This window comes from Sphaerimonospora mesophila (genome assembly GCF_001417795.1).
Lineage (GTDB): Bacteria > Actinomycetota > Actinomycetes > Streptosporangiales > Streptosporangiaceae > Sphaerimonospora > Sphaerimonospora mesophila.
In genome coordinates this window covers 90,077-115,965 of record NZ_BCBX01000032.1, presented here as the reverse complement: position 1 = coordinate 115,965, position 25,889 = coordinate 90,077, and the positions used below count along the sequence as shown (strand labels likewise).

At 68.3% G+C, this 25,889-nt stretch carries 25 protein-coding genes and 1 tRNA gene; 6 read left to right on the top strand and 20 right to left on the bottom strand.

The features are described 5' to 3' along the window. Positions 1-89: 89 nt before the first annotated feature. The gene (locus tag AP234_RS08185) at positions 90-545 is read right to left on the bottom strand and encodes a GatB/YqeY domain-containing protein (RefSeq protein WP_055479301.1); all 456 of its coding nucleotides are present in this window, start codon (positions 543-545) and stop codon (positions 90-92) included. Positions 546-625: 80 nt separating this feature from the next. On the opposite strand from AP234_RS08185, the gene AP234_RS08180 reads away from it, so the two are divergent. From AP234_RS08180 to AP234_RS08160, 4 genes are all read left to right on the top strand, one after another. After that, entirely contained in the window at positions 626-1,558 is a 933-nt protein-coding gene (locus AP234_RS08180) for a metallophosphoesterase (protein ID WP_055478984.1), read from the top strand. 34 nt (positions 1,559-1,592) lie between these two features. After that, positions 1,593-1,666, top strand: a tRNA-Pro gene (locus AP234_RS08175). Positions 1,667-2,881: 1,215 nt separating this feature from the next. Continuing rightward, a complete protein-coding gene (locus AP234_RS08165; protein ID WP_055478982.1) occupies positions 2,882-4,207 on the top strand; it encodes an MFS transporter in 1,326 nt (441 codons plus the stop codon). Next, on the top strand, positions 4,200-4,544 hold the full coding sequence (locus AP234_RS08160; protein ID WP_055478981.1) for a hypothetical protein: 345 nt from the start codon (positions 4,200-4,202) through the stop codon (positions 4,542-4,544). Before AP234_RS08165 ends, AP234_RS08160 begins: the two co-directional genes overlap by 8 nt. A 608-nt stretch (positions 4,545-5,152) precedes the next feature. On the opposite strand, the gene AP234_RS08155 is transcribed toward AP234_RS08160, so the two are convergent. The 16 genes from AP234_RS08155 to AP234_RS08080 form a co-directional block, all read right to left on the bottom strand. Beyond that, on the bottom strand, positions 5,153-6,007 hold the full coding sequence (locus AP234_RS08155) for a 3-hydroxyacyl-CoA dehydrogenase family protein (protein WP_055478980.1): 855 nt from the start codon (positions 6,005-6,007) through the stop codon (positions 5,153-5,155). Next, a complete protein-coding gene (locus tag AP234_RS08150) occupies positions 6,004-7,203 on the bottom strand; it encodes a thiolase family protein (RefSeq protein ID WP_055478979.1) in 1,200 nt (399 codons plus the stop codon). Before AP234_RS08150 ends, AP234_RS08155 begins: the two co-directional genes overlap by 4 nt. Before the next feature lie 68 nt (positions 7,204-7,271). After that, positions 7,272-8,255 (bottom strand): NADPH:quinone oxidoreductase family protein, encoded by a 984-nt coding sequence (locus AP234_RS08145; protein ID WP_055478978.1) that lies wholly within the window; start codon positions 8,253-8,255, stop codon positions 7,272-7,274. Between the two features lie 26 nt (positions 8,256-8,281). Continuing rightward, positions 8,282-9,415, bottom strand: a complete 1,134-nt coding sequence (locus AP234_RS08140) for a CaiB/BaiF CoA transferase family protein (RefSeq protein ID WP_055478977.1) — start codon at positions 9,413-9,415, stop codon at positions 8,282-8,284. After that, the gene (locus AP234_RS08135; RefSeq protein ID WP_055478976.1) at positions 9,412-10,467 is read right to left on the bottom strand and encodes an acyl-CoA dehydrogenase family protein; all 1,056 of its coding nucleotides are present in this window, start codon (positions 10,465-10,467) and stop codon (positions 9,412-9,414) included. The genes AP234_RS08140 and AP234_RS08135 overlap by 4 nt, the downstream gene beginning before the upstream one ends. Further along, positions 10,464-11,249, bottom strand: a complete 786-nt coding sequence (locus AP234_RS08130; protein WP_055478975.1) for an enoyl-CoA hydratase-related protein — start codon at positions 11,247-11,249, stop codon at positions 10,464-10,466. The genes AP234_RS08135 and AP234_RS08130 overlap by 4 nt, the downstream gene beginning before the upstream one ends. Then, the gene (locus AP234_RS08125) at positions 11,246-12,115 is read right to left on the bottom strand and encodes a 3-hydroxyacyl-CoA dehydrogenase NAD-binding domain-containing protein (RefSeq protein ID WP_055478974.1); all 870 of its coding nucleotides are present in this window, start codon (positions 12,113-12,115) and stop codon (positions 11,246-11,248) included. Before AP234_RS08125 ends, AP234_RS08130 begins: the two co-directional genes overlap by 4 nt. Before the next feature lie 12 nt (positions 12,116-12,127). Next, positions 12,128-13,006, bottom strand: coding sequence for a 3-hydroxyacyl-CoA dehydrogenase family protein (locus AP234_RS08120; protein ID WP_083501904.1), 879 nt, complete (start codon positions 13,004-13,006; stop codon positions 12,128-12,130). 28 nt (positions 13,007-13,034) lie between these two features. Then, positions 13,035-13,787: an SDR family NAD(P)-dependent oxidoreductase gene (locus AP234_RS08115; RefSeq protein WP_055478973.1), complete on the bottom strand. Its 753-nt coding sequence runs from the start codon at positions 13,785-13,787 to the stop codon at positions 13,035-13,037. Next, positions 13,784-15,007 (bottom strand): acyl-CoA dehydrogenase family protein, encoded by a 1,224-nt coding sequence (locus tag AP234_RS08110; RefSeq protein WP_055478972.1) that lies wholly within the window; start codon positions 15,005-15,007, stop codon positions 13,784-13,786. Before AP234_RS08110 ends, AP234_RS08115 begins: the two co-directional genes overlap by 4 nt. Continuing rightward, on the bottom strand, positions 15,004-15,816 hold the full coding sequence (locus tag AP234_RS08105) for an enoyl-CoA hydratase-related protein (protein ID WP_055478971.1): 813 nt from the start codon (positions 15,814-15,816) through the stop codon (positions 15,004-15,006). The genes AP234_RS08110 and AP234_RS08105 overlap by 4 nt, the downstream gene beginning before the upstream one ends. Continuing rightward, entirely contained in the window at positions 15,813-17,063 is a 1,251-nt protein-coding gene (locus AP234_RS08100) for a CaiB/BaiF CoA transferase family protein (RefSeq protein ID WP_268778024.1), read from the bottom strand. The genes AP234_RS08105 and AP234_RS08100 overlap by 4 nt, the downstream gene beginning before the upstream one ends. Positions 17,064-17,118: 55 nt before the next feature. After that, positions 17,119-17,511 (bottom strand): MaoC/PaaZ C-terminal domain-containing protein, encoded by a 393-nt coding sequence (locus tag AP234_RS08095; protein WP_055478969.1) that lies wholly within the window; start codon positions 17,509-17,511, stop codon positions 17,119-17,121. Further along, a complete protein-coding gene (locus tag AP234_RS08090) occupies positions 17,504-17,950 on the bottom strand; it encodes an FAS1-like dehydratase domain-containing protein (protein ID WP_152990299.1) in 447 nt (148 codons plus the stop codon). Before AP234_RS08090 ends, AP234_RS08095 begins: the two co-directional genes overlap by 8 nt. A 23-nt stretch (positions 17,951-17,973) precedes the next feature. Further along, positions 17,974-19,659: an AMP-binding protein gene (locus AP234_RS08085; protein ID WP_160330390.1), complete on the bottom strand. Its 1,686-nt coding sequence runs from the start codon at positions 19,657-19,659 to the stop codon at positions 17,974-17,976. Between the two features lie 35 nt (positions 19,660-19,694). Beyond that, complete coding sequence (locus AP234_RS08080; protein ID WP_055479299.1) at positions 19,695-20,456, bottom strand: SDR family oxidoreductase; 762 nt, start codon at positions 20,454-20,456, stop codon at positions 19,695-19,697. A gap of 296 nt (positions 20,457-20,752) precedes the next feature. Between AP234_RS08080 and AP234_RS08075 the strand changes: the two genes are divergently transcribed. Together AP234_RS08075 and AP234_RS08070 are read left to right on the top strand one after the other, a co-directional pair. Further along, on the top strand, positions 20,753-21,427 hold the full coding sequence (locus AP234_RS08075; RefSeq protein ID WP_200926291.1) for a FadR/GntR family transcriptional regulator: 675 nt from the start codon (positions 20,753-20,755) through the stop codon (positions 21,425-21,427). Positions 21,428-21,562: 135 nt separating this feature from the next. Next, positions 21,563-22,414: an SDR family NAD(P)-dependent oxidoreductase gene (locus tag AP234_RS08070; RefSeq protein WP_063842821.1), complete on the top strand. Its 852-nt coding sequence runs from the start codon at positions 21,563-21,565 to the stop codon at positions 22,412-22,414. A gap of 171 nt (positions 22,415-22,585) precedes the next feature. Here AP234_RS08070 and AP234_RS08065 read toward each other — a convergent pair whose 3' ends face one another. From AP234_RS08065 to AP234_RS08055, 3 genes are read right to left on the bottom strand one after another with little or no spacing between them, the layout of a single operon-like run. Then, positions 22,586-23,626, bottom strand: a complete 1,041-nt coding sequence (locus AP234_RS08065; RefSeq protein WP_268778023.1) for an LLM class flavin-dependent oxidoreductase — start codon at positions 23,624-23,626, stop codon at positions 22,586-22,588. After that, on the bottom strand, positions 23,623-24,666 hold the full coding sequence (locus tag AP234_RS08060; RefSeq protein ID WP_055478964.1) for a zinc-binding dehydrogenase: 1,044 nt from the start codon (positions 24,664-24,666) through the stop codon (positions 23,623-23,625). The genes AP234_RS08065 and AP234_RS08060 overlap by 4 nt, the downstream gene beginning before the upstream one ends. Then, the gene (locus AP234_RS08055) at positions 24,666-25,889 is read right to left on the bottom strand and encodes an amidohydrolase family protein (protein ID WP_055478963.1); all 1,224 of its coding nucleotides are present in this window, start codon (positions 25,887-25,889) and stop codon (positions 24,666-24,668) included. The genes AP234_RS08060 and AP234_RS08055 overlap by 1 nt, the downstream gene beginning before the upstream one ends.

The window sequence follows — 25,889 nt, the reverse complement described above, 5'->3', positions numbered from 1 at the left end:
TCCTCGAAGATCCGGGGGCAGGGCCCGTCCGCGCGTCAGGCGGAGTGACGCGGGCGCGGACCGCCTGAGCTAATCGCCCCCTCCTTACGTCAGGCGGTGAGGCGTGCGCGGACCGCCTGAGCGACTCGGCCACCCTCCGCCCGTCCGGCGACCTTCGGGGTGAGGACCTTCATGACCTGGCCCATCGCCTTGGGACCGGCGGCGCCGCTCTCCGCGATCGCCTCGTCCACGAGCCGGCTCAGCTCCTCGTCGGAAAGCTGCGCGGGGAGGTACTCCTCCAGGACGGCCTGCTCGTCCAGCTCCCCCTGGGCCTTCTCCGCCCGTCCCGCGCCGGCGAAGGCGTCGGCGGCCTCACGGCGCTTCTTCGCCTCCCTGGTCAGCACTTTGATGACCTCGTCGTCGGAGAGCTCACGGGCCTGCTTGCCCGAGACCTCCTCGACGTTGATGGCGGCGAGGGCCATCCGGATCGTGCGGACGCGCACCTCGTCGCGGGCCTTCATCGAGGCCGCCAGGTCATCCTTCAGCTTGTCCTTCAACGCACTCATGCGTTCCATCTTGCCGTGCCGCCGGGGCGATTCTCGCCAGGTTAACCAGAGGAGGAGCGGGCGTCGGGCATGATGACTGTGTGAGAAAAGCCGCCGCTGTTCCGCTGTCCCTCCTCGGTCTCGGCATCGCCGGACTCGGATACGCCTCCGTCGTGGAACGGAACTGGTTTCGGCTGCGCCGGTTCGACGTGCCCGTGCTCGCCCGCGGACAGCGGCCGATCCGGATCCTGCACATCTCCGATCTCCATCTGACCCCCGGACGCACCCGCCTGATCAAGTGGGTGCGGTCGCTGGCCGCGCTGAACCCCGACCTCGTGGTCAACACCGGTGACACGCTGGCCCACCCCGACGCGATCGAGCCCTATCTGCACGCCGTGGCACCCCTGCTCGACCGGCCCGGCCTGTTCGTCTACGGGTCGAACGACCTCTACGCCCCGCGGCCGAAGAACCCCACACGTTATCTGTGGCGTACCTCGAAGGGGGAGGTGCGCCAGCGCGTGCCGAACCTGCCGTGGGAGGAGCTCGGGGCCGCGATGACGGCGGCGGGCTGGCTGGACATGAACAACGCCACCGCCCGCCTGAAGGTCGCCGACCTCGACATCCACGTGGGCGGCATCCACGACTCCCACATCGACCGCGACCGCTACGACAGCATCGCGGGCCCGGCGCCCGTCGACGCCGACCTGCGGCTGGGCGTCATGCACTCTCCCGAGCCGCGCAACATGTCGCGTTTCGCCGAGGACGGATATCAGCTGCTGCTCGCCGGCCACACCCATGGCGGCCAGCTCTGCATCCCGTTCTACGGCGCCCTGGTCACGAACTGCGGCATCGACCGGGACCGGGTGAAGGGGCTGAGCCGGCACGACGGCGCGTGGCTGCACGTCTCCGCCGGCCTCGGAACCTCTCCGTACGCCCCGGTGCGCTTCTCATGCCCGCCGGAGGCGACCCTGCTCACCCTGGTGCCACGCCGCCCCGTCGCGTCTGGTGGCACATCCATCCGCAAAGTCCGCTAGACTTGCCGAGGCACAGAGCAGACGTTCTGGCCACCGGGGTGTAGCGCAGCTTGGCAGCGCGCTTCGTTCGGGACGAAGAGGTCGTGGGTTCAAATCCCGCCACCCCGACTTGAGTCTCACAGGTCAAGGGCCTGATCACTGGAGACAGTGATCAGGCCCTTGATCGTTCATTAGCGTGGCGTTAGTGGTTTGAACCCGATCACGTAGCCGTTAGCGACCCCGGGCAGCCCCAAGAAGCACCTGACCCTGCACCCGATTGAACGTCGGCTTTCAGATTTCAATGCAGGTCCGCCGGCTCCCCGAACCTGCCCGCCGCCCATCCATGACGACGGTGCCCGACATGAGTCCGCCCCGGCGGCCGTTATCACTTTGCCGCCCTGGCATGGTTTGGACGGCCTGTCCCGATCGCCTTTCAGAAGGATGACCCCTTCGGCCTCGCGATATACGGTTACCTCGTCCTGGCCATTCTGTTTTTCTTGGTCATTCGGATATTGGGTGTCGTACGCGAGACGCTCGCGTCGTCCAGACGTCTAATGCGCCTCTAGCGACCCGGATACGCCGTCCCGGCCGATCTTGATATCGAAGCTCACGCACGTCTCGCCCATGCTGGCCTCGGCGTCCAGATTGTCAATGCCTCTCAGGTCCGGCACCTGGGTCGGCTGAACTGAATTGCCGACGATCTGATTCGACCCGCGACGGCTGCGGGAGATCGCCCGAATTCTGAGGAGCCATACCGGCCTTCGAGCCGAACAAGCCGGAGCACTGCATGGAGCGGTTACTCCGGAGTTGCTCGCCATGCTCGAACCCCGGCGCGTGGCGCTATAACGATCGGCTCGGACGGTTTCCCAATGGGTGGCAGATCTTGAACTGTACGCATGCCGCGTTCAGGAGGCAGACGCGGTGCTACGGGCCCAGGAACCTCTGAAGAGCAGCGACAAGTATCGCGACCTTCTGGCGCATACAGATGACCTCGAAGGCATGCACATGCTTGTTCTTCAAGCGGCCGCCACCGAAGAGACTCCGGTACGGAGTGATCGCCGCCGGATGCCCATCGTCGGTTCCTCGGCTTGCCCCCTGTACGACGGGGGCCCCACACCGTAGTACGGCGTGCACCTGGTCGGTGGCCTTGGCTTCTTCCCAGCGAACGAAGCACCAGCACGCGGTCCGCCAAGGCGGGAAGTCGAAGGGCACCTGCCACCACGCGTAGCCGATCATCATCGCCGTCTACGGCACAGCCGGCCACGCCTCAGGACTGTTGCCTTCATCACGGCCCAGCGGTATCGTCCGACCATCACGGCGAATGTCGAACATTAGGAACCCGGTATGCCACGCACCGTCGTCCCCCCTCCAGCCAGTAAGGACTCTATCCGCAAGGTCACTGTCGCCTCCATGGTCGGCACTGTGATCGAGTGGTTCGACTTCAACCTCTTCGGCGCCATGGCCGCGCTGGTTCTCGGGCCGCTCTTCTTCCCCTCGGATAACCCGCTGACCAGCACACTGCTCTCGCTGGCGACGTTCGGCGTAGCGTTCGTCGCGCGCCCCTTCGGCGGCGTCCTGTTCGGTCACTTCGGCGACAAGTACGGTCGCAAGAAGGCGCTGGTCTTCGCGCTGCTCATCATGGGTGTCGGCACGTTCGCCATCGGCTTGCTCCCCACCTACGCCTCCATCGGCATCGCAGCGCCGGTCCTCCTCGTCACCCTCCGTCTGCTTCAGGGCCTGGCACTCGGCGGCGAGTACGGCGGTGCGGTGCTGATGGTGGTCGAGCACGAGGGGGCAGCCAAGCGTCGCGGACTTCTCGGATCTTGGATGGGCAGTGCGTCGCCGATCGGGTACATTCTCGCCGCGGGTCTGATCGCCATCACGTCGGCGGTCATGCCGGAGGACGCCTTCAACTCGTGGGGTTGGCGTGTCCCGTTCCTGCTGAGCGCCATCATGGTCATCGTCGGCCTCTACATCCGCATGTCGCTCGAGGAGCCGCAGGCGTTCAAGGAGGTCACCGCGCAGTCGGAAACTCCGGAGCCCGTCAAGATCCCCTTCTTGGAGATGTTCAAGCGCTACCCGCGCAGCGTTTTCCCCTCCATCGGCGCCGCTCTCGGCATCCACGCCGGCTACTACCTGTCCATCATCTTCGCCCTGGCATACGCCCGCAACGACGTGGGCTTCAGCGCGACGTCCAGCCTGTTGATGGTCCTGATCGCATCCGTCTTCTACTTCTTCGCGATTCTGGCCTCGGGCCACATCTCGGACAAGGTTGGCCGCAAGCCTCCGATGCTCGTCGGCGTCGTCGGCTTCGCTATCTGGGTCTTCGCACTGTTCCCACTGATCGCCACCGGTAACGCCGTACTGGCGGGCCTGGGCTTCTCGGTCGGACTGATCTTCCTCGGATCGCTCTACGGTCCGATGAGCACCTGGCTTGCCGAGTTGTTCGGAACGCAGGTCCGCTACACCGGCATCTCGTTCGGTTACACCATCGCGGCCGTTATCGGTGGAGGCATAACGCCGGCGCTGGCCGTCGGGCTGATGGACCGCTACGACAGCACGATCCCGATCTCGGTGTTCGCCGCCGGCATCTCGGTGATCGCATTTCTCACCATCCTGTTCACGCGTCGTGGGCTGTCCCACGAGGAGGAGGACCTGAACAATGTCTGAGGTCGACAACGCGAAGCCGGGAGTGTTTCTGGTGCGAGCCGAGGTTCGTGACGATCTGCGTGACGACTTCGACCACTGGTATGAAACCGACCACCTCCCGCTGGTGATCAAGACGCTCGGGGCGAAGTCGGGACGGCGCTGCTGGAGCGTCACCAGCCCCGGAGTCCACTTCGCCGAGTACGAATTCGAGGACCTCGACGCTCTGGTGCGGATCGTCGGGTCACCGAAGCTTCAACCGCTGCTCGACGAGTTCGACTCCCGATGGCCCGAAGGGGTCGTGCGCACGCGGGAGATCCTTGAACCGGCAGGCGCGGCGTGGGCGACTCACTCTCGATGAACGCCGGCGGCTGACCATCAGCCGGTGAGGACGGACCGACTCAGTGGCCCGGGGTGGCGAAGGCCCCCCGGGCCACTGAGTTTGTCGTGTCCGCCGACCGCCCGCGCCCGACGAGAGAAAGACCTTCGCTAGGCGCCCGACAACACGGCGGCCGGCCATGACGATGTCTGAGAGCACCCGTGCATGCGAGCATGAGCACCGATCAGAGACCTTGAGCACGGAAGAAGTCGATGTGCACGCGCCATGAAACCCCAGGCCGGCGCTGATCACCGCGTCTCGTGACCACCGGGTGTCAAAAGGGATGCCCTCCGGCATGCCGGAGGGCATCGGCGATGGCGTCCGATCGCGGTGAGCACGTTTGGCCGGGTTGGTTTACGCGGGATCTTCCGCCAGGACTCGCGGGGCTTGTGAGCTGGGACGAAAACTTGCCGACCAGAGCGGCCTCTCGCTCTCATCAGGCTCGGATCGATCGCGGATCAGTTGATCGTCCAGAACACGGCGATTCCGCTCAGTAGTTGCGTCGGCGGCGTCCAGACCACCCACGCCTAACAGCCACCCACGCCTATCGAGGGCGAGGAGCCCGGCCTTCTGGTCGGACAGAGGCGGGCTCACCAGTTGTAGAAGCCCTTGCCCGTCTTGCGCCCGAGGTGTCCTGCGGCGACCAGCTCGCGCAAGATGCCGGGAGGTTCGAAGCGAGCCCCCAGTTCGCGAGCAAGGTGTTCGGCGATGGCGAGTCGGACGTCGAGCCCGACGACGTCGGTCGTCTTCAAGGGACCCAGGGGGTGCTTGTAGCCGAGCGTCATGGCCGTGTCGATGTCGTCTGCCGACGCGACTCCCTCTTCAAGCATCCGCATCGCCTCCAAGGCCAGGGCCACGCCCAGTCGGCTGCTGGCGAACCCCGGCGAGTCGCTCACCGTGATCGCTTTCTTGCCAAGGGCGGTCACCCAGTTCTGCGCATCCGCGACGAGGTCCGGCGAGGTCTCGGCGCCGACGACGACCTCCACCAGATCGCTGGCCGGCACAGGGTTGAAGAAATGCAGACCGACGAAGCGCTCCGGCCGGGCCAGGTCTCGAGCGAGATCGTCGACCGACAGGCTGGAGGTGTTGGTGGCGAGCACGGCACCCGTCGCGACCCCTTCCACATCGCGCAGCACTCGCCGCTTGAGGTCGGGGTCCTCTGGGACCGCCTCGATCACGAGGGCGCACGCCTGCAACTGAGAGTGGTCCGTGGTGACGATCAGCCTCGAGAGGAGCTCGGCCGCGGGCGTGGGGAGCTTCCCACGTTGCTCGGCGTACGCCACGCTCCTCTCCACCCGCTCACGGGCGCTCCGGACGGCGCCATCTGAGATCTCGACGATCCACACTGTGGCGCCGGCCAGCAAGAATGCGTGTGCGATGCCCGCGCCCATGCGTCCGCCTCCGTACACCCCCACCGTCGACGGAGCGCTGTCGGACCGCGTCATGAACACTCTCCTGTGCCGGTGACATTTTCCAGTACGACGGCGAGGGCTTGCCCTACGCCGATGCAGATGGCTGCGACGCCCCAACGCTCCCCTTCGGAGGCAAGGCGTCGAGCGAGCGTGCCGAGAACGCGTGCACCTGAGACTCCAAGCGGATGCCCGATTGCGATCGCCCCGCCCTTGGTGTTGACGATGTCGTGATCGATCTTCCAGGCCTCGATGCAAGCCAGTGACTGCACGGCGAAGGCCTCGTTGAGTTCGACCGCGCCGACGTCGGACCAGTCGATCCCCGCCCTCGCCAAAGCGACATTGGCCGCTTCAACCGGTGCGAATCCGAAGTCCCGGGGGTCCAGCGCATGGACCCCCCGGCCGGCGAAGCGGGCCACCGGGTCGGAACCGATGAGCGATCCGGCTCTCTCAGACCCGATGACCAGGGCGGCCGCCCCGTCGCTGAGCGGGGACGCATTGCCCGCCGTGATGGAACCATCGGGTCGAAACGAGGGCCTCAGCCCTGCCAACGTCTCAGGGGATGAGTCGGCTCTGACGCCTTCGTCCTTGTGCAGTCCGGTGTTCTCGACCGGAATGACCAGGTCGTCGTAGAACCCGGCTTCCCAGGCGGCGTGGGCGAGCCGGTGTGAGCGCGCCGCGAACTCGTCTTGCCGCTGACGGGAGATGGCGTACCTATCGGCCAGTTGCTCGTTGCACTCCCCCAGGGAGGCCGTCCACTCCTTCGGCATACGTTCGTTGACCAGCCGCCACCCCAACGTCGTGGAGACGGCATTGAGATCACCCGCGGGATAACCGCGTTCGGGCTTGGGGAGCACCCACGGCGCCCGTGACATCGACTCGACACCGCCGGCGACGACCACCTCGGCATCACCCGCCTCGACCATCCGGGACGCCGTCATCGCCGCGTCCAGCGACGAGCCGCACAGCCTGTTCACCGTGGATCCGGGCACCGAAGTGGGTAGCCCGGCGAGTAACACCGCCATGCGTGCGACGTTTCGGTTGTCCTCGCCGGCGCCGTTGGCATTGCCGTAGATCACATCGCCGATCGTTGCGGGGTCAAGCGCCGGCACCGTGTCGAGTACCCCCCTGAGCGCGGTCGCGGCCAGGTCGTCGGGGCGCACCTTGGCGAGGGCGCCGCCGAAACGACCGAACGGCGTACGGACGGCGGAGTAGAGAAACGAGGCGGTCACCCGTGGAGTCCTTTCATGGTGTGGGCAGCGGCCGCACCGATCGCTATGGGTAGATCGCTGAATGAGGCTCAGCCCAGGCCCGTCGTCAGTACGACCTTGCCTTTGACCTGGCCGTCCTTGACGTACTGCAGTGCTTCAGAGGCCTTGTGGAGCGGGAACGTCGTGTCGACCGCCGCGTCGACCTTCCCCTCGACGAACAGCTGGAACACCTCGGCCATGACCGAGCGCATCAGCTCCGGCATCCGATCGCGGTAGTCGCTGCTTTGGAGTCCTACGATGCTGATGCTCTTGACCAGGACATGCCCCGGCTTGATGGGGTTCTGGCCGCCGGAGGCGAATCCGACGATGACGATGCGGCCTTCCCAGGCGGTCGCTCGGATGGCCTGGGTGAGGAAGTCACCGCCGAGCATTTCGAGGACCACGTCGACGCCCTTGCCGTCGGTGGCGGCCAGCAGGTCATCACGCAGCGTTTCCGGGGTGGAGGTGAGCACGACGTCCGCACCCTGCCGACGGGCCAGCTCCGCCTTCGCGGCATCCTGAGCCAGCGCGATCACCCGCGCGCCGTACACCTTGGCGAGCTGGACTCCCGCAGAGCCGACGCCTCCTCCCGCGCCGGTGACCAGCACGGTCTCCCCCGGCTTCATCTGGCCGCGGCGCAGCAGCCCGAAGTAAGCGGTGGAGTACACCAGGCCGGCGGCGGCCGCCGACTCGTAGGACATGGCGTCGGGCAACTCCATGACCAGTTCCTCGGGGACGCGCAGCTGCTCGGCGTAGCCGCCGAACTCGACCAGCGCCAGGACACGCTGACCGACCCGGACCCGCTCGACGCCCTCCCCGACCGCCTTCACCCGTCCGGCGGCCTCCTTGCCGGGACTGAACGGCCGCTCCGGAAGGTTCTGGTACGTGCCCTCGACGACGAGAATGTCGGGGAAGTTGACGCTGACCGCGCCGACCTCGATCACGACCTCGCCGGGGCCAGGCACCAGGTCGGGCACATCTTCGACGACGAGGCTGGAGGGAGGGCCGAACTCCTTGACGAGTGCAGCACGCATGGGTGGCTCCTTCGGTTGATCGGGCGTCAGGACCAGGGCGATTCGTCGCCCAGATCGACGAGTGCGGGGTACGGCACCGTGCCGGGACCTCGACGTAACGTCGGCGAGATGGGGCTGGGGAGGGTTCCGAACGAGTCCTGCGTTCCAGGTGCGGACACGCGCTCGGGCGCGTCGATGTCGACGAGGTTCGCCTGAACCGCCTCGTCCCACGTCGCGACGACGACGGTGCACACGTCCTCGCCGTCGAGTACGGACCGCCAGTGATCGGCGGGCTCGGAAGCGAACCGTTCGGCCAGTGCCCTGATCACGGCCTGCTCCTGGCCGTGGTCGTCGCGGAGCTTCGGGTCGAGTTCCACCAGCTCGACCAGCCGGTCCCAGAACTTCTGCTCCAACGCCGCACAGGCGACATGACGGCCGTCCGCGGTCTCGTACACGTGATAGCGCGGGCTGCCACCGGTCAGGAGCTCTGCGCCGGGGCGAGGCCAGCCTCCGCCGGCTTGATGGGTGGCGAAGTAGCCGTACGCGAGAACCTGCAGGTTGTGGGTGATCGAGACCTGCAGGTGGACCGAGTCACCGGTCATGTCTCGCTGCCGCAGGGCCAGCAGGATGTTGACGACCGCGGGATAGGTGCCGCCGGCGATGTCGGCGAGCACGGTCACGGGCAGGCTGGGTGAGCCCGTGCTGTCGGTGACCACCCCTAGCAGGGCGGACTCGGCGAGATAGTTCAGGTCGTGGCCGGCGCGAGCGGCCCGAGGGCCCGTCGGCCCGTAGCCGCTGATGGAGCAGTAGATGACGTCGGGGTTGACGGCGCGCACGTGCTGATATCCCAAGCCGAGCCGGTCGGCGACTCCCGGCCGGAACTGTTCGAGCACGACGTCGGCCTCGGCGGCTATTTCGAGTACGCGGTCCCGCTGGACGGGGTCCTTGAAGTCGACGGCATAGGCCCGCTTCCCACGGTTGAGCACCGCATAGTTCGCACTCGCCTCGCCGAAGCGCGGCTCATAGGTGCGCATCTCGTCCCCGCGGCCCGGCCGTTCGAGCTTGACGACGTCGGCGCCCGCATCGGCCAGCATCAAGGTCGCGAGGGGCCCGGGCAGCAGGGTGGAGAGGTCCAGGACCTTCACGCCGTGCAGGGGGAGCCGCGGCTGCGAGCCGGTCATGACGCCTCGCCCTCACGGGGCGGACCCGAGCCGACGAGGGTTCGGGCGGTGAGGGCGGCTGCTGCCTGGGTGTCCGTCGCCGCGCGAAGCGAGACCGCGTCTCGCAGGTACCGTTCAGCGGGATACTCGGTCAGGTAGCCGTAGCCGCCATGAGACTGCAGAGCCGCGGCGGCCACCTCGATCGCGGCGTCGCAGGCGTGACGCATCGCGGCCGACGTCTGCACCGAGTCCTCATCCACGGCGAGCGCGGCCGCCAGCGCTACGGCGGTCCGCGTCGCCTGGTCGAGCAGCGACTGCCGCACGGTCGGCAAGGCGGTGAGGGGGCCGCCGAACTGGTGGCGGCCGGCGGCGTAGGCGGCCGCGGCGTCGGCAGCGGCCCCGGCGATTCCGGCGGCGACCGCCGCGGCGCCTCGGCGCAGTCGTGTCCGTGCCGCGGCCACGTCGACATCGTTCAATCGATGGACCGTATCCGGTGACACGGTTTCCGCGAACCGCACCGATCGAGTCAGTGCGCCGTCCAGCCCCATCCGGTCCAGCGGTCGGGTCGTCATCGCCTCCGGCCCGACCAACACCGCGGTGTCGTCGTCGCGCAGCAGCAGCAGGTAGGGGGCTTCCGCGGCCGGGTCGATCCGGTCCACCGAACCGTTGAGCGCCTCGCCGGAGCCGACCAGTCGCACCTGCCGCGACGCCGTGTCCACGACGGCGATCGCCGCGGCGGCGGTGTGCACAGCGGCGACCAGGTCGGAGAATCGGTCGTCGCCGCCCAGGACGTCGACCGCGGCGTGTGCCTGGGTGGCCGCCCAGCCGAGGGCGGGCCAAGCACGTCCCAGCCGCTCCATCGCCACAGCGGTGGTGACGCGGTCGGCTCCGCCGCCGCCGTACCGCTCGTCGGTACCGATGGTCCAGATGCCCAGACCGGCGAGCTCGGTCGCGAGCCCGCTGACGATGTCGGCATCGTCGGACAACACCACGTCGCGATCGAGGGCGAAGACGTCCAGCATGGCCGCCAGATCTCGCTGCTCCTCATCTAGGGCGGGGCCGAGCCAGCTCACGACCAGAAGCTTTCGGTTGCCGGTTCGCGACGCTCGCGGAACGAGTCACTGAGCTCGTGGGCCTCGCGGGTCTGCAGGTAGAGAGTCAACTGCTGGTCATGGGCCATCCGCGCCTGGCCGGAAACGCCGTTGTGGCGAGCCGAGAAGGCGGCCTTCAGACCGGCGATGGCCATCGGACTGCGGGAGGTGATTTCGCGCATCACCGCGGCGACCCGGTCACGGAATTCGTTGACGGGCACGACCTCGTTGACCAGGCCCATCGCCAGTGCCTGCGCGGCGGTGTACTTCCGGTTGAGGTACCACATCTCCTTGGCGCGCTTGCGGCCGATGGTGTCCTCCAGGTACCAGGACCCGTAACCGGCGTCGAAGCTGCCCACCATGGGCCCGACCTGCCGGAAGACAGCGTTCTCCGAGGCGATCGTGAGGTCGCACACCGTGTGGAGCACGTTGCCACCGCCGACCGCGAACCCGTTCACGGCGGCCACCACCGGCTTGGGGATGGTGTCGATCGCCTGATAGACATCGACGATCGGCAGGACCTGCGACTGGTCCAGCGACGTGATCGGATCGTGCTCGCCTCCGATGCAGAAGAACTTCTCTCCTGCCCCGGTGAGGACCGCGGCGCGTAGGCCGGGGTCGAGGCGGAATCGCTGGAGCGCGTCGAACAGCTCGAGACAGGTCTGGTGACGAAGCTTGTTCCCCGCGTCCGGCCGGTTGATCGTGAGCGTGAGAACCGGGCCGTCGCGGTCGATGAGGATGTCGTCGTAGTTCGGTGCGGTCATCGAGTGCTCTTCTCCTCGGTGCGGAAACCTTTGCCGTTCTTGGTGCCGAGGTGGCCGGCGGCGACCATCCTCCGCAGCAGCGGGGGTGGTGCGTAGCGGTTGTCCGAAGTGGCGGCGTACGCGCTCTCGGTGGCGTTCAGGTGCACGTCCAGACCGATCATGTCGAGCATCTCGAGCGGGCCGGACTTGTACCCGAGCCCCAGCTTGAGCGCCAGGTCGATGTCCTCGGCGGTGGCGAGTCCGTCGTCGTACTCCTGGATGACGTCGTTGAGGTACGGAAGCAGCAGCGCGTTGATCAGAAACCCTGGGCGGTCGTCCACGACGATCGGCTCCTTGCCGTCCAAGCCGCTCACGAGCGTGACGAGCCGGTCGACGAGGTCTTGGCTCGTCTGCAGGGCGCGAACCACCTCGACGGTGCGCATCACCGGTGCCGGGTTGAAGAAGTGCAGCCCGGCGACACGCGTGGGGTCGGGCAGGGAGGCAGCGAGTGCGGTCACCGACAGCGCGGAGGTGTTGGTGACGATCGGAGTCTCGTCGCCGACGGCGGCGGCGACGCCGGCGAGTACCTCGCGCTTGACCTCCAGGTTCTCGGTCACCGACTCGATGACGAGGTCGACGTCGGCCAGGTCGCTCAGCGACGTGCTGGCGGTGACGCGGGCAAGTGCCGCCTTCTTCTCGTCGTCGCTCACCTTGCCGCGGGCCACGCCGCCGTCGAGGAAGGCGCCGACGGCGGCGATGCCCGCTTCGGCTCGGGCCCGGTCGGCCTCCACGGCGATGACGTCGCGGCCGGACACGGCGAACACCTGGGCGATGCCGCTGCCCATGGTTCCCAGACCGACCACTCCGATCCTGCGGAACTGATTCATCGTCTGCCTCCTTCAGGATCCGAAGAGCCGGGTGTTCTCGTACTCGTAGAAGCCGCGACCGGTCTTGCGGCCGAGGTCGCCGGCTGCGACCATCCGCTCGACCATGGGCGGCGGGAAGAAACGCGGGTCGCGCAGTTGTTCGTACAGCCGCGTCGCGACCTGCTGGTGGATGTCGAGACCGACGATGTCCAGCAGCCGGAACGGCCCCATGGGGTGGCCGACGGCACCGATCACCGCGGTGTCTATGTCTTCCTTGGTGGCCACGCCGGCCTCAAGCGCGCGGATGCACGAGTTCTCCCACGGGATCAGGAACCGGTTGACGATGAACCCCGGACGGTCCTTGGTGACGACGCATACCTTGCCGAGGGAGCCGAGGAACTCCTCGGTCGCCTTGTGCGCCCAGCCGGCGGTGTGTCGTCCATCGGCCACCTCCACGAGTTTCATCAGCGGCGCCGGGTTGCAGTAGTGCGTGCCGACGACCCGTTCCGGCAGGCGCGACCCGGACGCGATGCCGGTGACCGACAGCGTCGAGGTGTTGGTGTGGAACAGCGTCGAGCTCGACACGATCTCGTCGAGGCGGCCGAACATGTCCTTCTTCAACTGCAGGTCTTCGAAGACCGCCTCGACCACCACGTCGCAGGGCGCGAGATCGGTGAGGTCGGTGCTGCCCACGAGAGCGTCCTTGGCCGCCTGCCCGGCCGTCGCGTCCAGCTTGCCGAGTCGGACGCTCTTGTCGAAGAAGCCGTGCACTGTTTCGATGCCGCGCTTGAGATTGTTCTCGTTGACGTCGAAGAGGATGGTCCGGTGACCGGCTCGCGCCATCACGGTGGCTATGCCGGAGCCCATGGTGCCGGCACCGAGCACGGCGACGGTCTTGCTCTCGTTGCTCACGTGGTCTCCTTGCTGTGGATCGGCGTGGTCATCGGACGGTCTGGCCGCCGTCGATGACGATGACCTCTCCTGTCATGAAGTCCGAGGCGCTGCCGGCCAGCAGCAGCAGCCACGGCTTGAGCTCCTCGGGCTCCCCCATGCGACGTGCCGGGATGGCGCGCACGACCTTCGCCATGACATCGGCGTCCCTTCGCATCTCGGCGTTGAGCGGGGTGGCGAAGTACCCTGGCGCGATCGCGTTGACCTGCACTCCCGAGCGCGCCCACTCCACCGCCATCGAGCGGGTGAACCCGATGACGGCCGCCTTGGAGGCTGAGTAGGCCGCATGATCGGCGACGCCTTGGATCGCGAAGTTGGAGGCGATGTTGATGACCTTGCCCGCCCCCTGGGCCACCATGTGGCGGCCGGCCGCCCGCGTGGCGAGGAAAGTGCCGCGCAGATTGGTCGCCAGAACGCGGTCCCACTCGGCGGCCGACTGATCGAGCAGCGGCGTGGAGGCGACGATCCCGGAGTTGTTGACGAGCACGTCGACGCGCCCGAAGGTCTCCACGGTCGCCGCGACCATACGCTCCACCGCCGCCTCGTCGGTGATGTCCGTCGGGCATGCGAGGGCCTGACCGCCGGCCGCTCTGGCTTCCTCGACGAACGCGTCGAGCTCCGAAGCGGTGCGCGCCGCGACCGTCACCGAGGCTCCGGCGTCGACGAGCCCTGCCGCCATGGACCGGCCGAGCCCGCGGCCGGCCCCCGTGACGATCGCGACTTTGCCGTGCAGGTTGGTCAATGCCAGTCCTCCATCGCGCGGGTGATCTCTCGGCCGATCAGAATCCGCTGGATCTCGTTCGTGCCGTCGTAGATTTGGGTCACCTTGGCGTCGCGCAGGCAGCGCTCGACGCCCAGGACCGCGAGGTCACCGTAGGGACCCAAGATTCGGGTGGCCTCGACCGCCGCGGCGAAGCCCAGGTCGGTGCACGACTGCTTCATCATCCCGATCTGCCCCGTCGAGACCTCGCCGACGGCATCCACCTGTCGGGCCACCGCGTGCAGGAGCAGCCTCCCTTGCAGGATGCGGCCGCGTAGGTCGGCCAGCGCGAAGATGTGCTCGTCCGGTAGGCGCGTCCCGTGCATCCGGGTCAAGGCGGCCAGAGTCCGCGCGTAGGCCGCTCGGGCCAACCCGACACCCTGCGCTGCTGCGCTGATCCGCGACTTCACGACCGAACTCATGACCACGCGCCAGCCTTCGCCTTCCTCACCCAGGCGGTGGTCGGCCGGCACGCGCACGTCGTCGAAGAAGAGCTCAGTGGTGCTGGAGCCGTGCATGCCCATCTTGTCGAACGGCCGGCCCGCGCGGACGCCGTCCCAACCGCCGTCGACGACGAAAGCGCTGACACCACCGCGACCGAGGGTCTTGTCGGTGGTCGCGAAGCAGACGATGACGCCGGCCCTGTCACCGGTGGTGATGAAGGTCTTGGACCCGCTGAGCCGGTAGCCGTCCTCCGTGGGTTGGGCGGTGGTGCGCAGGCTGGACACGTCGCTGCCGGCATTCGGTTCGGTGATGCCCAACGACCCGTACACCGATCCGTCGAGCAGGCCGGGAATGTACCGCTGTGCCAGGTCATCGCTTCCGGCGATCATGATGGGGTACGCCGCATGCGTCTGCGTCATGAACACCAGCGATGTGGCGGCGCAGCCGGTGGTGATCTCCTCCATGGCGATCGCGTAGGCGACGTTGGTGTCTCCGGTTCCGCCCAGGCTCTGCGGGAAGATCAGACCCATCAGGCCGGCCTGTGCCAGCGCTTGCACGCCGTCGTGGACGAAGGCGTGCGTGCGGTCGATGTCGTACGCTCGCGGTGCCACCTCACGGGAGACGACATCTCGTGTGAGGGCGCGCACCTCCAACTCCCTACGGCTCAGTCCCGCGTCGACGACGGGCTCGTCGAGCAGCCCGTGGAGGGCCAGGTAGGCCTTCGGGTCGCTGTCGATGCCGAGTCGTTCCACGCTCATGCGGGCTCCTCGGGTACGGGTGCGGGATCGGCGAACCGAGCCGGTCGTCGTTCGAGGAATGCGGCGATCCCCTCGTCGGACTCGGCGCCCGCCACGGCGAGTGCCGCCAGGCCGGTCTCCAACTGGAGTCCGGCATCGAGCGCGGCGTCTCGGCCGCCCTCCACGGCGGTGAGGATGGAGCGGACGGCGACCGGTCCCTGAGCGGCGATCTTCTCCGCCAGTGCCGACGCGGTGGTCATCAGGTCGGCGGGGGCGACAGGCGGTACCGGGGTGAGCCCCAGCCGGTGGGCGCGCTGTGCGTCCAGCCGCGCTCCGGTGAGCATGAGATACGCGGCGGTGGGGGCGCCGACCGCACGGGGCAGGCGCTGGGTTCCGCCGTAGCCGGGGATCAACCCGAGTCCGGACTCGGGCAGCCCGAGGGATGCCTGGGTCGACACCACGGAGAACGTCGAGGCGAGCACGAGCTCGAAGCCGCCGCCGAGTGCGACGCCGTTGACCGCTGCGATCACGGGCACAGCCGCCCGCTCGATGTCCCGCAGGACCCGCTGTCCGGTGCGGAGCGTCTCGTGGGCGCGGTCCGCGCTCATGCCGGCGAGTTCCTTGAGATCGGCACCGGCACAAAATGCCTTCTCGCCGCTTCCGGTGACGACGACGGCGCGGATCGCGGGGTCGGCCTCGGCGTCGAGGACCGCGGCGTGCAGCCGGCGAAGGACCTCGGCGTTGAGCGCGTTGTACGCCTCGGGCCGGTTGATCGTCACGGTCGTGACCGAGCCGGCTCGCTCGACGATGACGGTCTCAGGTGCGGTCATGATGCGATCTCCGCTGCCGCCAGACCGACGACGCCCGCTGTCGCCAGCTCATCGATCTGCTCCTCCGTGTACCCCAGATCCAGCAAGGTCGCCCGGGTGTCCGCCCCCAGGGCGGGGAACCGCTCGTTGCGCGGTGACTCCTGCGAGGCCAGGCGGAACGGACTGCGAACGCTCACGAGGTCGCCGTGAAACCCGGGGACAGGAAGGATCGCACCACGCGCCACGACCTGGGGGTCCTTGGTGACCTCAGAGAGGGGCTGCACCAAGGCGGCGGGCACCTCGACGTCGGCGAGAAGCCGGAGCCACTCCGCTGCGGGTTTCGTGGCGAGTCGCCGTGCCACCTGCTCGGTGATTCGCGAGCGGTTGGCACGGCGGCCGGCGTTGTCCGAAAGTTCCGGGTCCGCGCCTAGCTCAGGAAGCCGGATCGCGGCGCAGAACCGCTGCCACATGGAGTCGTTGCCGATGGCGATCACGATTGTTCGGTCTTCGGCCTCGAACGGCTGATACACGGCCAGGACCGAATCGGTGCCGCCGCTGGGCGCCGGCTCCGGCTCGCCCGCGCAGTAAGCGGCGACACGCGGCGCCATCAAGGCGAGGTCGGTGTCGAGCAAGGACACGTCGATGACGTCGCCCTCTCCGGTGCGGAACTGACGGACCAGCGCCGCGTTGACGGCGATCGCCGCGGCCATCCCCGTCGCCACGTCGGACAGCGCGGTCGAGACTCGCTGGGGGGCCCCGCCTTTCTCCCCGGTGACGGACATCAGTCCGGACCGGGCCTGGGCGACGAGGTCATAACCGGGCAGGTCGCTGTCGGGACCGGTGAGGCCGAATCCGGACATGGCGCAGTACACCAGTCGCGGATTGCGGCGCCGGAGGGTCTCGCCGTCGATTCCGATGCGGTTGAGCTTGGCGGGGTTCATGTTCTGCAGGAAGACGTCAGCGGTGTCGAGCAGCCGCAGAAGCGCCTCGCGCCCCTCGGGCGCGCTGAGGTTGAGGACGATCGACCGCTTGTTGCGATTGGCGGAGGCGAACCACGCCGACGCTCCCTCGACGAACGGTGGGCCCCAGGACCGGGCATCGTCCCCGCTGCCGGGGCGCTCCACCTTGATCACTGTGGCTCCGAGGTCAGCGAGGTACATCGCGGCCGTGGGGCCGGCATACGAGGTGGTCATATCGACCACGCGTATGCCGGCAAGAGGTCCCGACGGCTCGACCGCAGATCCGTGGCTAGTGTCCAAGGAAGTCACCCCGTAATAATGTTGGACATTTGCTGATTGGTCAACTCCGTCTGCCTCACCGAGCTCAGGATGCGGCGTGCGACTCGGCCGGCGTCAGAACGGCGACCCCGGACAGGACCGAGCTGTCCCACTGGCGGGCCTCGACCCGCACAGACTCCTGGTCGTCGCCGCGCTCGAATCGCACCTCGATGGGCACTCCCGGGAGCATCGGCGCCTGGAATCGGCATTCGAGTGAGACGAGGCGACCTCCATGGTCGACCGCGTGGCGCCCGAGATATGTGGCCAGGTATCCGTAGACGTACATGCCGTGGAGAATCACGCCGGGCAGGCCGACGCGGCTTGCCACTGCCTCATCGAGGTGCACGGCACTGCGGTCCCCCGAGACCTGCGCGTAATCGCGGGGCACGCCGGCCGTCGGCTCCCACACGAGAGGGGCGGGCACCGGGACCTCACCCATGACGCAGAGCCTGGGTGCTGGTGCCGCGTAGGCATATCCGGCCGTCTTCGGTGATCGATTCGGTCTCCACATCGAAGAAAAGGGCGCGTGCGCCTTCCTTGATGCGGCCGATCCAGGCTCGGGTCTCGATCGAGGCGCCTACGGTGATGGGCGCGTGCCATGCGAGGGATTGCGCCGCATGGACATTGTGGTCGAACGGCAGGTCGAGGCGGCGATCGCGCAGGACGCCGAGTACGGCGCGCATCGTGAGGGCTGCGGCCAGGCTGGGCGGCACGTCCTGGGTGTCCATGAAGCCTTTCCCGCCGGGGTCGTTCACATCGGGCCGCTCGGCCCGTACGCCGCTGAGCCGAGCGTGACCGATCGCGTCGGCCGGCGCGATGACTTCGTGGGTCCGCCACAGTCCACGCCGCCCCTGCAGCGCGGCAAGCCGGGCGAGCACCGGAGCCGGGTCCCAGGTCCCTGTCACAGGGCCGCCGTCTCCGTCGACGTCAACCGCTCGCGGAGTTCGACTTTACGGATCTTCCCGCTGGGCGTCTTGGGCAGGCTCGGCACCAGCACCAGGCGCTCCGGCAGGAAGTGCTTGGACACGCCGTTGTCGAGGAGGTGCCGGGTGAGATCGGCGAGGTCCAGATCATCATTGCTGGATACCACCACGGCGCAGGCCCGCTCACCGAGACGCTCGTCGGGAACTCCGACGACGGCGACATCGACGACATCAGGATGGGTGTAGAGCACGCTTTCCACGGCGACCACGGGGATGTTCTCCCCGCCGCGGATGATGATGTCCTTGCTGCGCCCCTCCAGGTAGACCAACTGGTTCTCGTCGACGCGGGCGGTGTCGCCGGTGTCGAACCAGCCCTCGGCATCGATCTCCTGGCCGGTTCGATCGGGCAGCCCCTCATAACCCAAGAAGAGTCCCGCGCTGCGAACCTGCATCCGTCCCGGCGTGTCGGCGCCCACAGGCCGGCCGTCCTCCCCCACGACACGGACTTCGACGCCGGGCACCGCCCGGCCGTCGCTGGCGAGCTCGAGCTCAGACATACCGGGTCGGCAGGAGACTCCGATGCCGATCTCCGTCATTCCCCAGGCGGAGCCCACCCAGCAGCCGAAGGCATCGCGACCGGCGCTGGGGAGCGCACGCGGGACCGGCGATCCCGTCGTGATGACGGCACGCAGCGCGCAGCGAGGGTCGCCGACGAGGTCGGTGGCGAGCAGGTCCTGGAGGAACGTCGGTGCGCCGAAGAACACCGTGGCCCGTTCCTCACGCAGGAAGGCCGCAGCCGCCGGCGGGCTCCACTTCTCGAGGTAGGCGGCCGTCCCCCTGAGGTATGCGGTCATCAGGACTCCCCACAGGAAGCCGCTGTGGTGACCGACCGGTGAGACCACGGCGTTGACGATCGGGGAGCCGAGGTTCTCCGCTCCGAAGTAGGCCAACCAGTTCCGAAGCACCGCGATCAGGGTCTGGTTGGTGTTCATGACGCCCTTGGGCGCGCCCGTCGTGCCGGAGGTGAATCCGATGTGGCACAAGGCGCGAGGGTCCACCGCGGGAAGGTGCACGTCGGCGGCGGCGGACGGTTCGGCCAGGTCCCCGAGCGCGATCTCGCCGTCAACCCGGCCCGAGTCCCCACGCACGACGATCAGCGGCGCCGCCTCTCCACGCGAGGCGCGCACGACCGCCAGCGGGGTGGCGCTGGCGACCCGCTCCTGCGTCACCACCACCTTCGCGCCTGTCGAGGCCAGGATGTGCCCGACCTCCTTGGTGCCGTAGGCGACGGGGATACCGGTGTAGACAGCGCCGGCGCGGTTGATGGCGAAGATGAGTGCGGCGAACTCGATGCAGTTCGGCAGCATGACCACGACGGAGTCGCCCTCGGTAACTCCGCGTGCACGCAGACCCACGGCGAGATCGGTGACGTAGGCGTCGAGCTCGGCGTAGGTCATCGCGCGACGACTTCCACCCGGTCCGGCGGAGTCAACCGCCGCGGTCAGGTCGGGGTGTGCGGCAGCCGCGTCGGTGAGCAGGGAAGTCAGCGTCTGTGAGTTCCACTGGCCGGTGGACTCGTAGGCGGTCGCCAGCTCCGGGGTCAGCCTGCTGTCCGGGCGGATGCCCGGGTGCTCGCCCGCCGCGGGCTTGTCCTGCAAACTCACGATGCGCTCCTCGTTGGTTGGGGTTGCTCGGCCGCTCAACGCGCGGTCTCTCCGCCATCGACTATCAGCACGGCTCCGGTCAGAAACGTGCTGTGGGGGTCGCACAGCGGTCCCATCGCCGCCACGACGTCATCGACCGTCCCAAACCGGCGGGCGGGCACCGCCTTCACCACACGGGCACTCCGTTCGGGGTCCGCGCGGATGCTCGCGTTGAGGTCGGTCGCGATGAACCCGGGGGCGATGGCGTTGACCTGGACGCCGTAGCGCGCCCATTCGACCGCCATGCTGCGCGTGAACGAGACGACGGCCGCCTTCGACGCGCAGTAGGCGGCGTGCTCGGCGACGCCTTTGAACGCGTAGTTCGAGGCGACGTTGACAACCCGGCCGGAGCCCTGGGCGGTGAGGAAGGCCCCCGCGGCGCGGGTCACCCGTACCGTGCCGAGGACGTTGGTCTCCCACGCCAGAGCCCACGGTTCGTCACCGGCGTCCAGGAGAGAACCCGAGGCGAGCACGCCCGCGCAGTTGACCAAGAGGTCCAACCCGCCCAGGTCATCCACCGATTCTGCGACGAAGCGCTGGATGGAGTCGTGGTCCGAGACATCGACGACATGCGGGTGGGCGGCGCCGCCATCGGCGGCGATGTCATCCGCTACCGCGCTCAACGCCGCGGAGTCCCGGCCGCCGACCGCGACTGTTGCGCCGGCCGCTGCCAGCGCCCGCGCGATCGCTCGACCGATTCCCCTGCTGGCACCTGTGACCATGGCCCTTCGGCCGGCCAGATCCGGGAAACCCGACATGCTGTCGCTCCTCATCGCGCGGGGCGCGTCTCCGACGCCCTCCCTCGGGAACGAGTCGACTACGCCGGCGACGCGGAACCGGTACGCACGCCATAATGTCGAACATTCGCCGGGTGGGCAAGTATGGTCCTCTAGCGACTTCGCCACCCGCCGTACGGGTGGGGACCAGTAGACTTTTGATCTGACGACTGACTGGTGTAGGACACTTGTCGACTCCTGGAAACGAGAGGCCCGCATTGGACACCCTTGGTGAGGCCCGCACTCTCGGGCAAGCGGTCACGCGCCCGCGTGAGCAGGTGGAGGACCGCATCCGTCGGGCAATCCTTGACGGCGAGCTCAAGCGTGGTGAACGCCTTCCTTCGGAGGCCGAACTCGCGCGTCAGTTCAGGGTGAGCAGAACGACGGTGCGCGAAGCACTGCGCTCGCTGTCGACGCAGAACTTCATCGAGAAGGTCCCGGGCGCGGGCGGCGGCAGCTTCGTCCGGGCCGTGGACCACGAAGCACTCGGCGAGATGCTGTCGGAGTCCATGAAGAACCTACTCAGCCTCGGCAGCATCGAAGCCGACGAGGTGCAGTCCGTGCGCGAGTACCTCGAGGTCCCGGCGGTTCGACTGGCCGCCGGTCAGCGTAGCCTGGAGGACCTGGCCCGGCTGCACGAGATCATCGAGCGCCAGAAGTTGGTCCGCGTGACAGACCCGTCAGTGCCCCAGCTCGACGTCGACTTCCATTCGGCGATCGCCCGCGCGTCCGGCAATCGGGTGCTGTGGTCGTTCGTCCAGGCACTGCATGAGCAGACGATGCCGGTGCGGTTTCTCGATCTCTCGGAGGAGGTCGGCACCGAGACCGTGCTTCAGCACTTGCAGATCGTGAAGGCGATCGAGGCGGGTGACGAGGACGCGGCCCAGAACGCCATGGTGACGCACCTTCGCTACCTCGAGGCGCACCGCGCCACCGCCGCGGAACGTCCTTGAGCCGGGGGCTTCCGCTCCGGCGCCCCACGGTGCGATACACCATGTGCCGACCTTTCCAGACAACCCTATTGCCGCGCCGCAAACTGTCCGACAATAATCTGACAGTCCTCAAGTAGTCGATGCAGGGAGCGCACGGTGGGCGGTTTCGAGGGGCAGGCAGTGGTTGTGACCGGCGCGGCAGGAGGCCTGGGGCGGTCGATCGCAGGCGAGTTCGTCGAATCCGGCGCAAATGTGGTGCTCGTGGACGTGGAAACCGACCGTCTGAGGGAGGTTTCCCAGCAGCTCGGCTTCCCCGACCGCGTCATGGTCTACACCGGAGATCTGACCGACGAGGATGACGTCATCGGCCTCGCAGAGGCGACCGCCGACAGGTTCGGTACCTGCGACGTGCTGGTGAACAACGCCGGCATCCTGGGCGCTCCCGGGCCGTTGGCGTCGCTCTCGACGGCGGCGTGGAATGAGACGATCGCGGTGAATCTGACGGCTGCGATGCTCTGCACTCGCGAATTGGGCCGCCTCATGATCGACAACGGCCACGGTGCCGTTGTGAACATCGCCTCGGTCGGCGCACACTCGCCGAACACCTCCCCCACCTATGGCGTCTCCAAGGCGGGTTTGATCGCGCTGACGCGACACACCGCCGTGGAATGGGGTCCGCTCGGGGTGAGGACCAACGCGGTCAGTCCCGGGTTCGTGCGCACAGAGATGTCGGCAGCCCACTACGCCGACCCCGATCTGCTTGCGTTGCGCACCCAGCTCACCCCCTTGCGTCGCATCGGCGTCGCGTCCGACATCGCGAAGGTGGTGGCCTATCTGGCGAGTGACGCCGCCGCGTTCGTCAATGGCCAGGAATTGGTGGTCGACGGTGGGTTCCTGTCCGCCTCGCTGATGCATGTGCAGCGTCACGCGGATCAGTACGGTGGCCATTCGGCTCCCCAGCCCGCACTTTTCGCGGATCGCCTGCGTTCCGCCGAGGCCGGCCGATAGCGCTATCGCGCCTTGCGAGGGGGTCGGTAAGTGGCTCATGTCCAGACCGATCTCCGGCAGGATCGCCAAGGCCGGCGACGTCATCGGCCTCCCTCTGGCGGAGGAGGGAGGCCATGCCGGATCTGCCTCATAAGAGGCTCGTACGCAGACGGCAGGCGGCCTGGTGCGGGTCTACCGAGTGTCACCGGCCCCGAACGTGGACAACAGGCGGTCAAGCTGGTGCGGTGCCGCCGGGCGGACCAGTGGCAAGGTGACGCCTGCCTGCCGATATGCCTCGATCCTGGCCCGGACGTCCGCAACGGTACCGGTAGCCGTGAGCGAGGTGACGTAGTGCTCCGGAAGGATCTCCTGGAGCGCTGCCTCCCCGCCCTGTCCGAACGCGGCGGCGAACCGAGGTAGGTCGTCCGGATCGATGGTCGGCTCACCCACCGACATCTTCGCCTTCGGCGTCGAGGCGTGTTTGAACTTGGTCGCCACCTCCCAGCGGATCGCGGCGACCGCGGCGGCGCGATCGTCCTCGATGGAGGTGTTGATGAGCTGTGCCACGGCCAGTTCGTCGGGGTCACGGCCGATCTTCTCGCAGCTCTGGTGGAGGAGCTTGACGGCGTTGGCCGAATACTCGGGAGAGGCGCCGGCATCCAGCAGCACGCCGTCACCGAGCGCCGCCGCGTTGATGAGACCCCGGCGACTCGCCGCCGCGATCCAGATCGGGATATCGGCCCGGATCGGGGTGAAGTTCAGCGCCACGTTTTCGAGGTGCACGACCTCGCCGCGGTAGGTGACCGGTTCTCCGGTGAGCAGCGCACGGATGGATTCGACGTACTCGCGCAGGGTGGTGATCGGGTCGGTCAGCGGACGACCGTTGCGGGCGGCGTGTTTGGCGGTGAACGCCCCGACCACCAGCACGAGACGTCCACCGCTGAGCTCGTCCAGAGTCGCCGCCGTCTGTGCCATCACCAGTGGGCTGCGCAGCCGGACGACCTGGGTGGCACCGAGGGTGACGCGCTCGGTGGCGAGCCCGAAGGCAGCGAGCGCGCTGGCCGAGTCGCGGTTGGTGAACAGCGTCTCGGAGAAGAAGGCGGTGTCGAAACCCGCTCGTTCTGCGGCGGCGGCCGATGCCGCCATCTCGCGTACGGTGACTGACGGGTCATACCCGAGCGCAAGCCCGACACGGGCCGACGACGAGGGCGAGGAGGGTGTTGGCTGGATCACAGCGGCTCCGTGAGGTCGGTGGCAGGTTCGCCATGGTGGGCCGAGACATCGAGAACGATCTTGCCGAGCAAACCTCCGTGTTCGAGGCGGTCCAGCGCGACCGCGACATCGGCCGCCGGATAGGTAGCGGCGATCACCGGCCGGACGCCGTCCGGCCCGGCCCACGGGCCGGCCTGTCGCAGTTCGGCGATGATGGCGGCCTTCTCCGCTGCGGGCAGGCTGCGCAGTGAGCCGCCGGTGATGACGAGTCGGCGCCGGATCACGGCACGCAGGCTGAGCGGGACCTCGTCGCCACCCAGGACGCCCACGCACAGCCAACGCCCGCCCGTTCGAAGGCCGGCGAGCGTGAGTCCGGCGACGGCCGCTCCGACGAGGTCGAGCACGATGTCGAAGCCGTCCGGCACCTGCCTGCGCAGGGTCTCCCCGGCGTCAGGCGAGGTGGAGACGACGACGGGGTCCGCACCGAGGGCACGCACGCGTTCGACCAGAGCAGGAGTTCGCACGGTGCCCGCGACGGTGGCTCCGAGCGACCGTGCCAACTGTACGGCCGTGGTGCCGACGCCGGAGTTCGCCGCGTGCACCAGCACTCGGTCGCCGGGACGGAGGCCGGCGCGTGACCGCAGGTTCCACCACGCTGTGGCCAGCGCCTCGGGGAGCGCCGCGGCCTCGGCCGGGCTCCATCCCTCGGGCACCGGCAGCAGGAGGTCCTGCGCCACGAGCACGTGCGACGCGTAGCCGCCGCTGCCGAGCAGCGCACACACCAGGTCGCCGACCTGCCAGCCGGTGACGCCGGGACCGAGCGCGGCGATCCGGCCGGCGCATTCCAGCCCCGGCACCGCGGACTCGCCTGCGGGCGGCTGATAATCGGCGTCGCGTTGTAGCAGGTCGGCACGGTTGAGTCCGGAAGCGGATACCTCGATCAGCACCTGACCCGCGCCGGGTGTCGGGGTGGGGGCGTCCACCCAGACCGGCGTCGGCGGACCTGCCGGCGATCTGCTTGCCGCGTCGCCTGCCGGAGAGGTGAACAGGACCTGACGCATCAGCGTTCTCCAGCGGCGGACGGAGATTCGGGGCGGAATGGAGTGGGTGTGGTCGCGCGTCCGTCCCGGACGACCTCCACACCGTCCCGGAACACGCGGCGGACCCGCAGATCCATGTCGAGCACGGCGACGTCCGCCGGCACGCCGGGCCGCAGCATTCCGGCCCCGTCGAGTCCCAGGGCGGCGGCCGGGTTGCGGGTCACGAGGGCAAGTGCGTCGGGCAGGTCGAGGATGCCCTCCTCCGTCAAGGACCGTACGGTCGGCAGCAACTCCGTCCGGTAGGCGAAGCGTTCCAGCGAGCCGTCGGGCAGCGTACGCGGCACCGATGCGTTGCCGTCACTGCTGAGCGTGATCCGGTCGGCCGGCACTCCCCGGGCGAGCGACTCGGCCACCGCCGTGGTCGGTGCCACGGCACCGGTGATGCGGGCAGGGTTGATCAGCGGGTTGACGTCGACCCAGGATCCGGCGGCGCCGAGCCGGACGGCCACGTCGAGCGTGGCGGGGCTGTAGTTGGCATGGGTCACCTGGAGCCGTCGCGGATCGGCGCCGGATCCGTCCAGCGCCCGTACCAGCAGATCCGGGTCCCCGACAGCCGTGCCGAGGTGCACGTGGAGCAGACATGCCTTCCCGGTGGCGCCGGCCGCCCATTCCAGTTCCCGGAGCAGACGGGTCAGCTCGGCGAGGTCCGGACAGGTCGCCTTGTGCTCGTACAGGGCGACCTTGACTCCCAGGAGGTGCGGCAGCAGGTACAGGTCGCGTACCAGAGCCCCGGTCACGGTCGGCGGTGGCCAGTGAAAACCACCGGCCATCGCCCAGGCGCGCGGGCCGATGGCCGGAAGCGCGTATGCCCGAGCGAGCAGCGCTTCCGGGCTCTTGCTGATCGGGTCGACGCCGGGCATTCCGACACAGGTGGTCGTACCGGCCTCGACGATCGCGTCAGCGGGCAGCTCCGGAATCCTGCTGTGGTATCCGGAACCACCGCCGCCGCCGAGGATGTGCAGGTGCCCGTCGACGATCCCCGGCACCACGATCAGCCCCGCGCAGTCGTGGACGACCGTGCCCGGCGGTGCGGTGGGAAGCGCCACCGGGCTCTCGGGCATGCCGGCCCGATTCTCATCCATCGGCACGACGGCCAGGATGTCGCGCCCACCGATCACAACGTCGGCGGTGCCTGCGGGCTCCGGGGTGAGCGTGGTGCCGCCATGCAGGATGGTGAGGGTCAT

What these genes read in the sequence shown, in the direction of transcription:
- AP234_RS08185 (WP_055479301.1), bottom strand. Translation starts at nt 545, where the DNA reads ATGAGTGCGTTGAAGGACAAGCTGAAGGATGACCTGGCGGCCTCGATG.
- AP234_RS08165 (WP_055478982.1), top strand. Translation starts at nt 2,882, where the DNA reads ATGCCACGCACCGTCGTCCCCCCTCCAGCCAGTAAGGACTCTATCCGC.
- AP234_RS08160 (WP_055478981.1), top strand. Translation starts at nt 4,200, where the DNA reads ATGTCTGAGGTCGACAACGCGAAGCCGGGAGTGTTTCTGGTGCGAGCC.
- AP234_RS08155 (WP_055478980.1), bottom strand. Translation starts at nt 6,007, where the DNA reads ATGACGCGGTCCGACAGCGCTCCGTCGACGGTGGGGGTGTACGGAGGC.
- AP234_RS08145 (WP_055478978.1), bottom strand. Translation starts at nt 8,255, where the DNA reads ATGCGTGCTGCACTCGTCAAGGAGTTCGGCCCTCCCTCCAGCCTCGTC.
- AP234_RS08140 (WP_055478977.1), bottom strand. Translation starts at nt 9,415, where the DNA reads ATGACCGGCTCGCAGCCGCGGCTCCCCCTGCACGGCGTGAAGGTCCTG.
- AP234_RS08130 (WP_055478975.1), bottom strand. Translation starts at nt 11,249, where the DNA reads ATGACCGCACCGAACTACGACGACATCCTCATCGACCGCGACGGCCCG.
- AP234_RS08125 (WP_055478974.1), bottom strand. Translation starts at nt 12,115, where the DNA reads ATGAATCAGTTCCGCAGGATCGGAGTGGTCGGTCTGGGAACCATGGGC.
- AP234_RS08110 (WP_055478972.1), bottom strand. Translation starts at nt 15,007, where the DNA reads ATGAGCGTGGAACGACTCGGCATCGACAGCGACCCGAAGGCCTACCTG.
- AP234_RS08105 (WP_055478971.1), bottom strand. Translation starts at nt 15,816, where the DNA reads ATGACCGCACCTGAGACCGTCATCGTCGAGCGAGCCGGCTCGGTCACG.
- AP234_RS08095 (WP_055478969.1), bottom strand. Translation starts at nt 17,511, where the DNA reads ATGGGTGAGGTCCCGGTGCCCGCCCCTCTCGTGTGGGAGCCGACGGCC.
- AP234_RS08080 (WP_055479299.1), bottom strand. Translation starts at nt 20,456, where the DNA reads ATGTCGGGTTTCCCGGATCTGGCCGGCCGAAGGGCCATGGTCACAGGT.
- AP234_RS08060 (WP_055478964.1), bottom strand. Translation starts at nt 24,666, where the DNA reads ATGCGTCAGGTCCTGTTCACCTCTCCGGCAGGCGACGCGGCAAGCAGA.
- AP234_RS08055 (WP_055478963.1), bottom strand. Translation starts at nt 25,889, where the DNA reads ATGACCCTCACCATCCTGCATGGCGGCACCACGCTCACCCCGGAGCCC.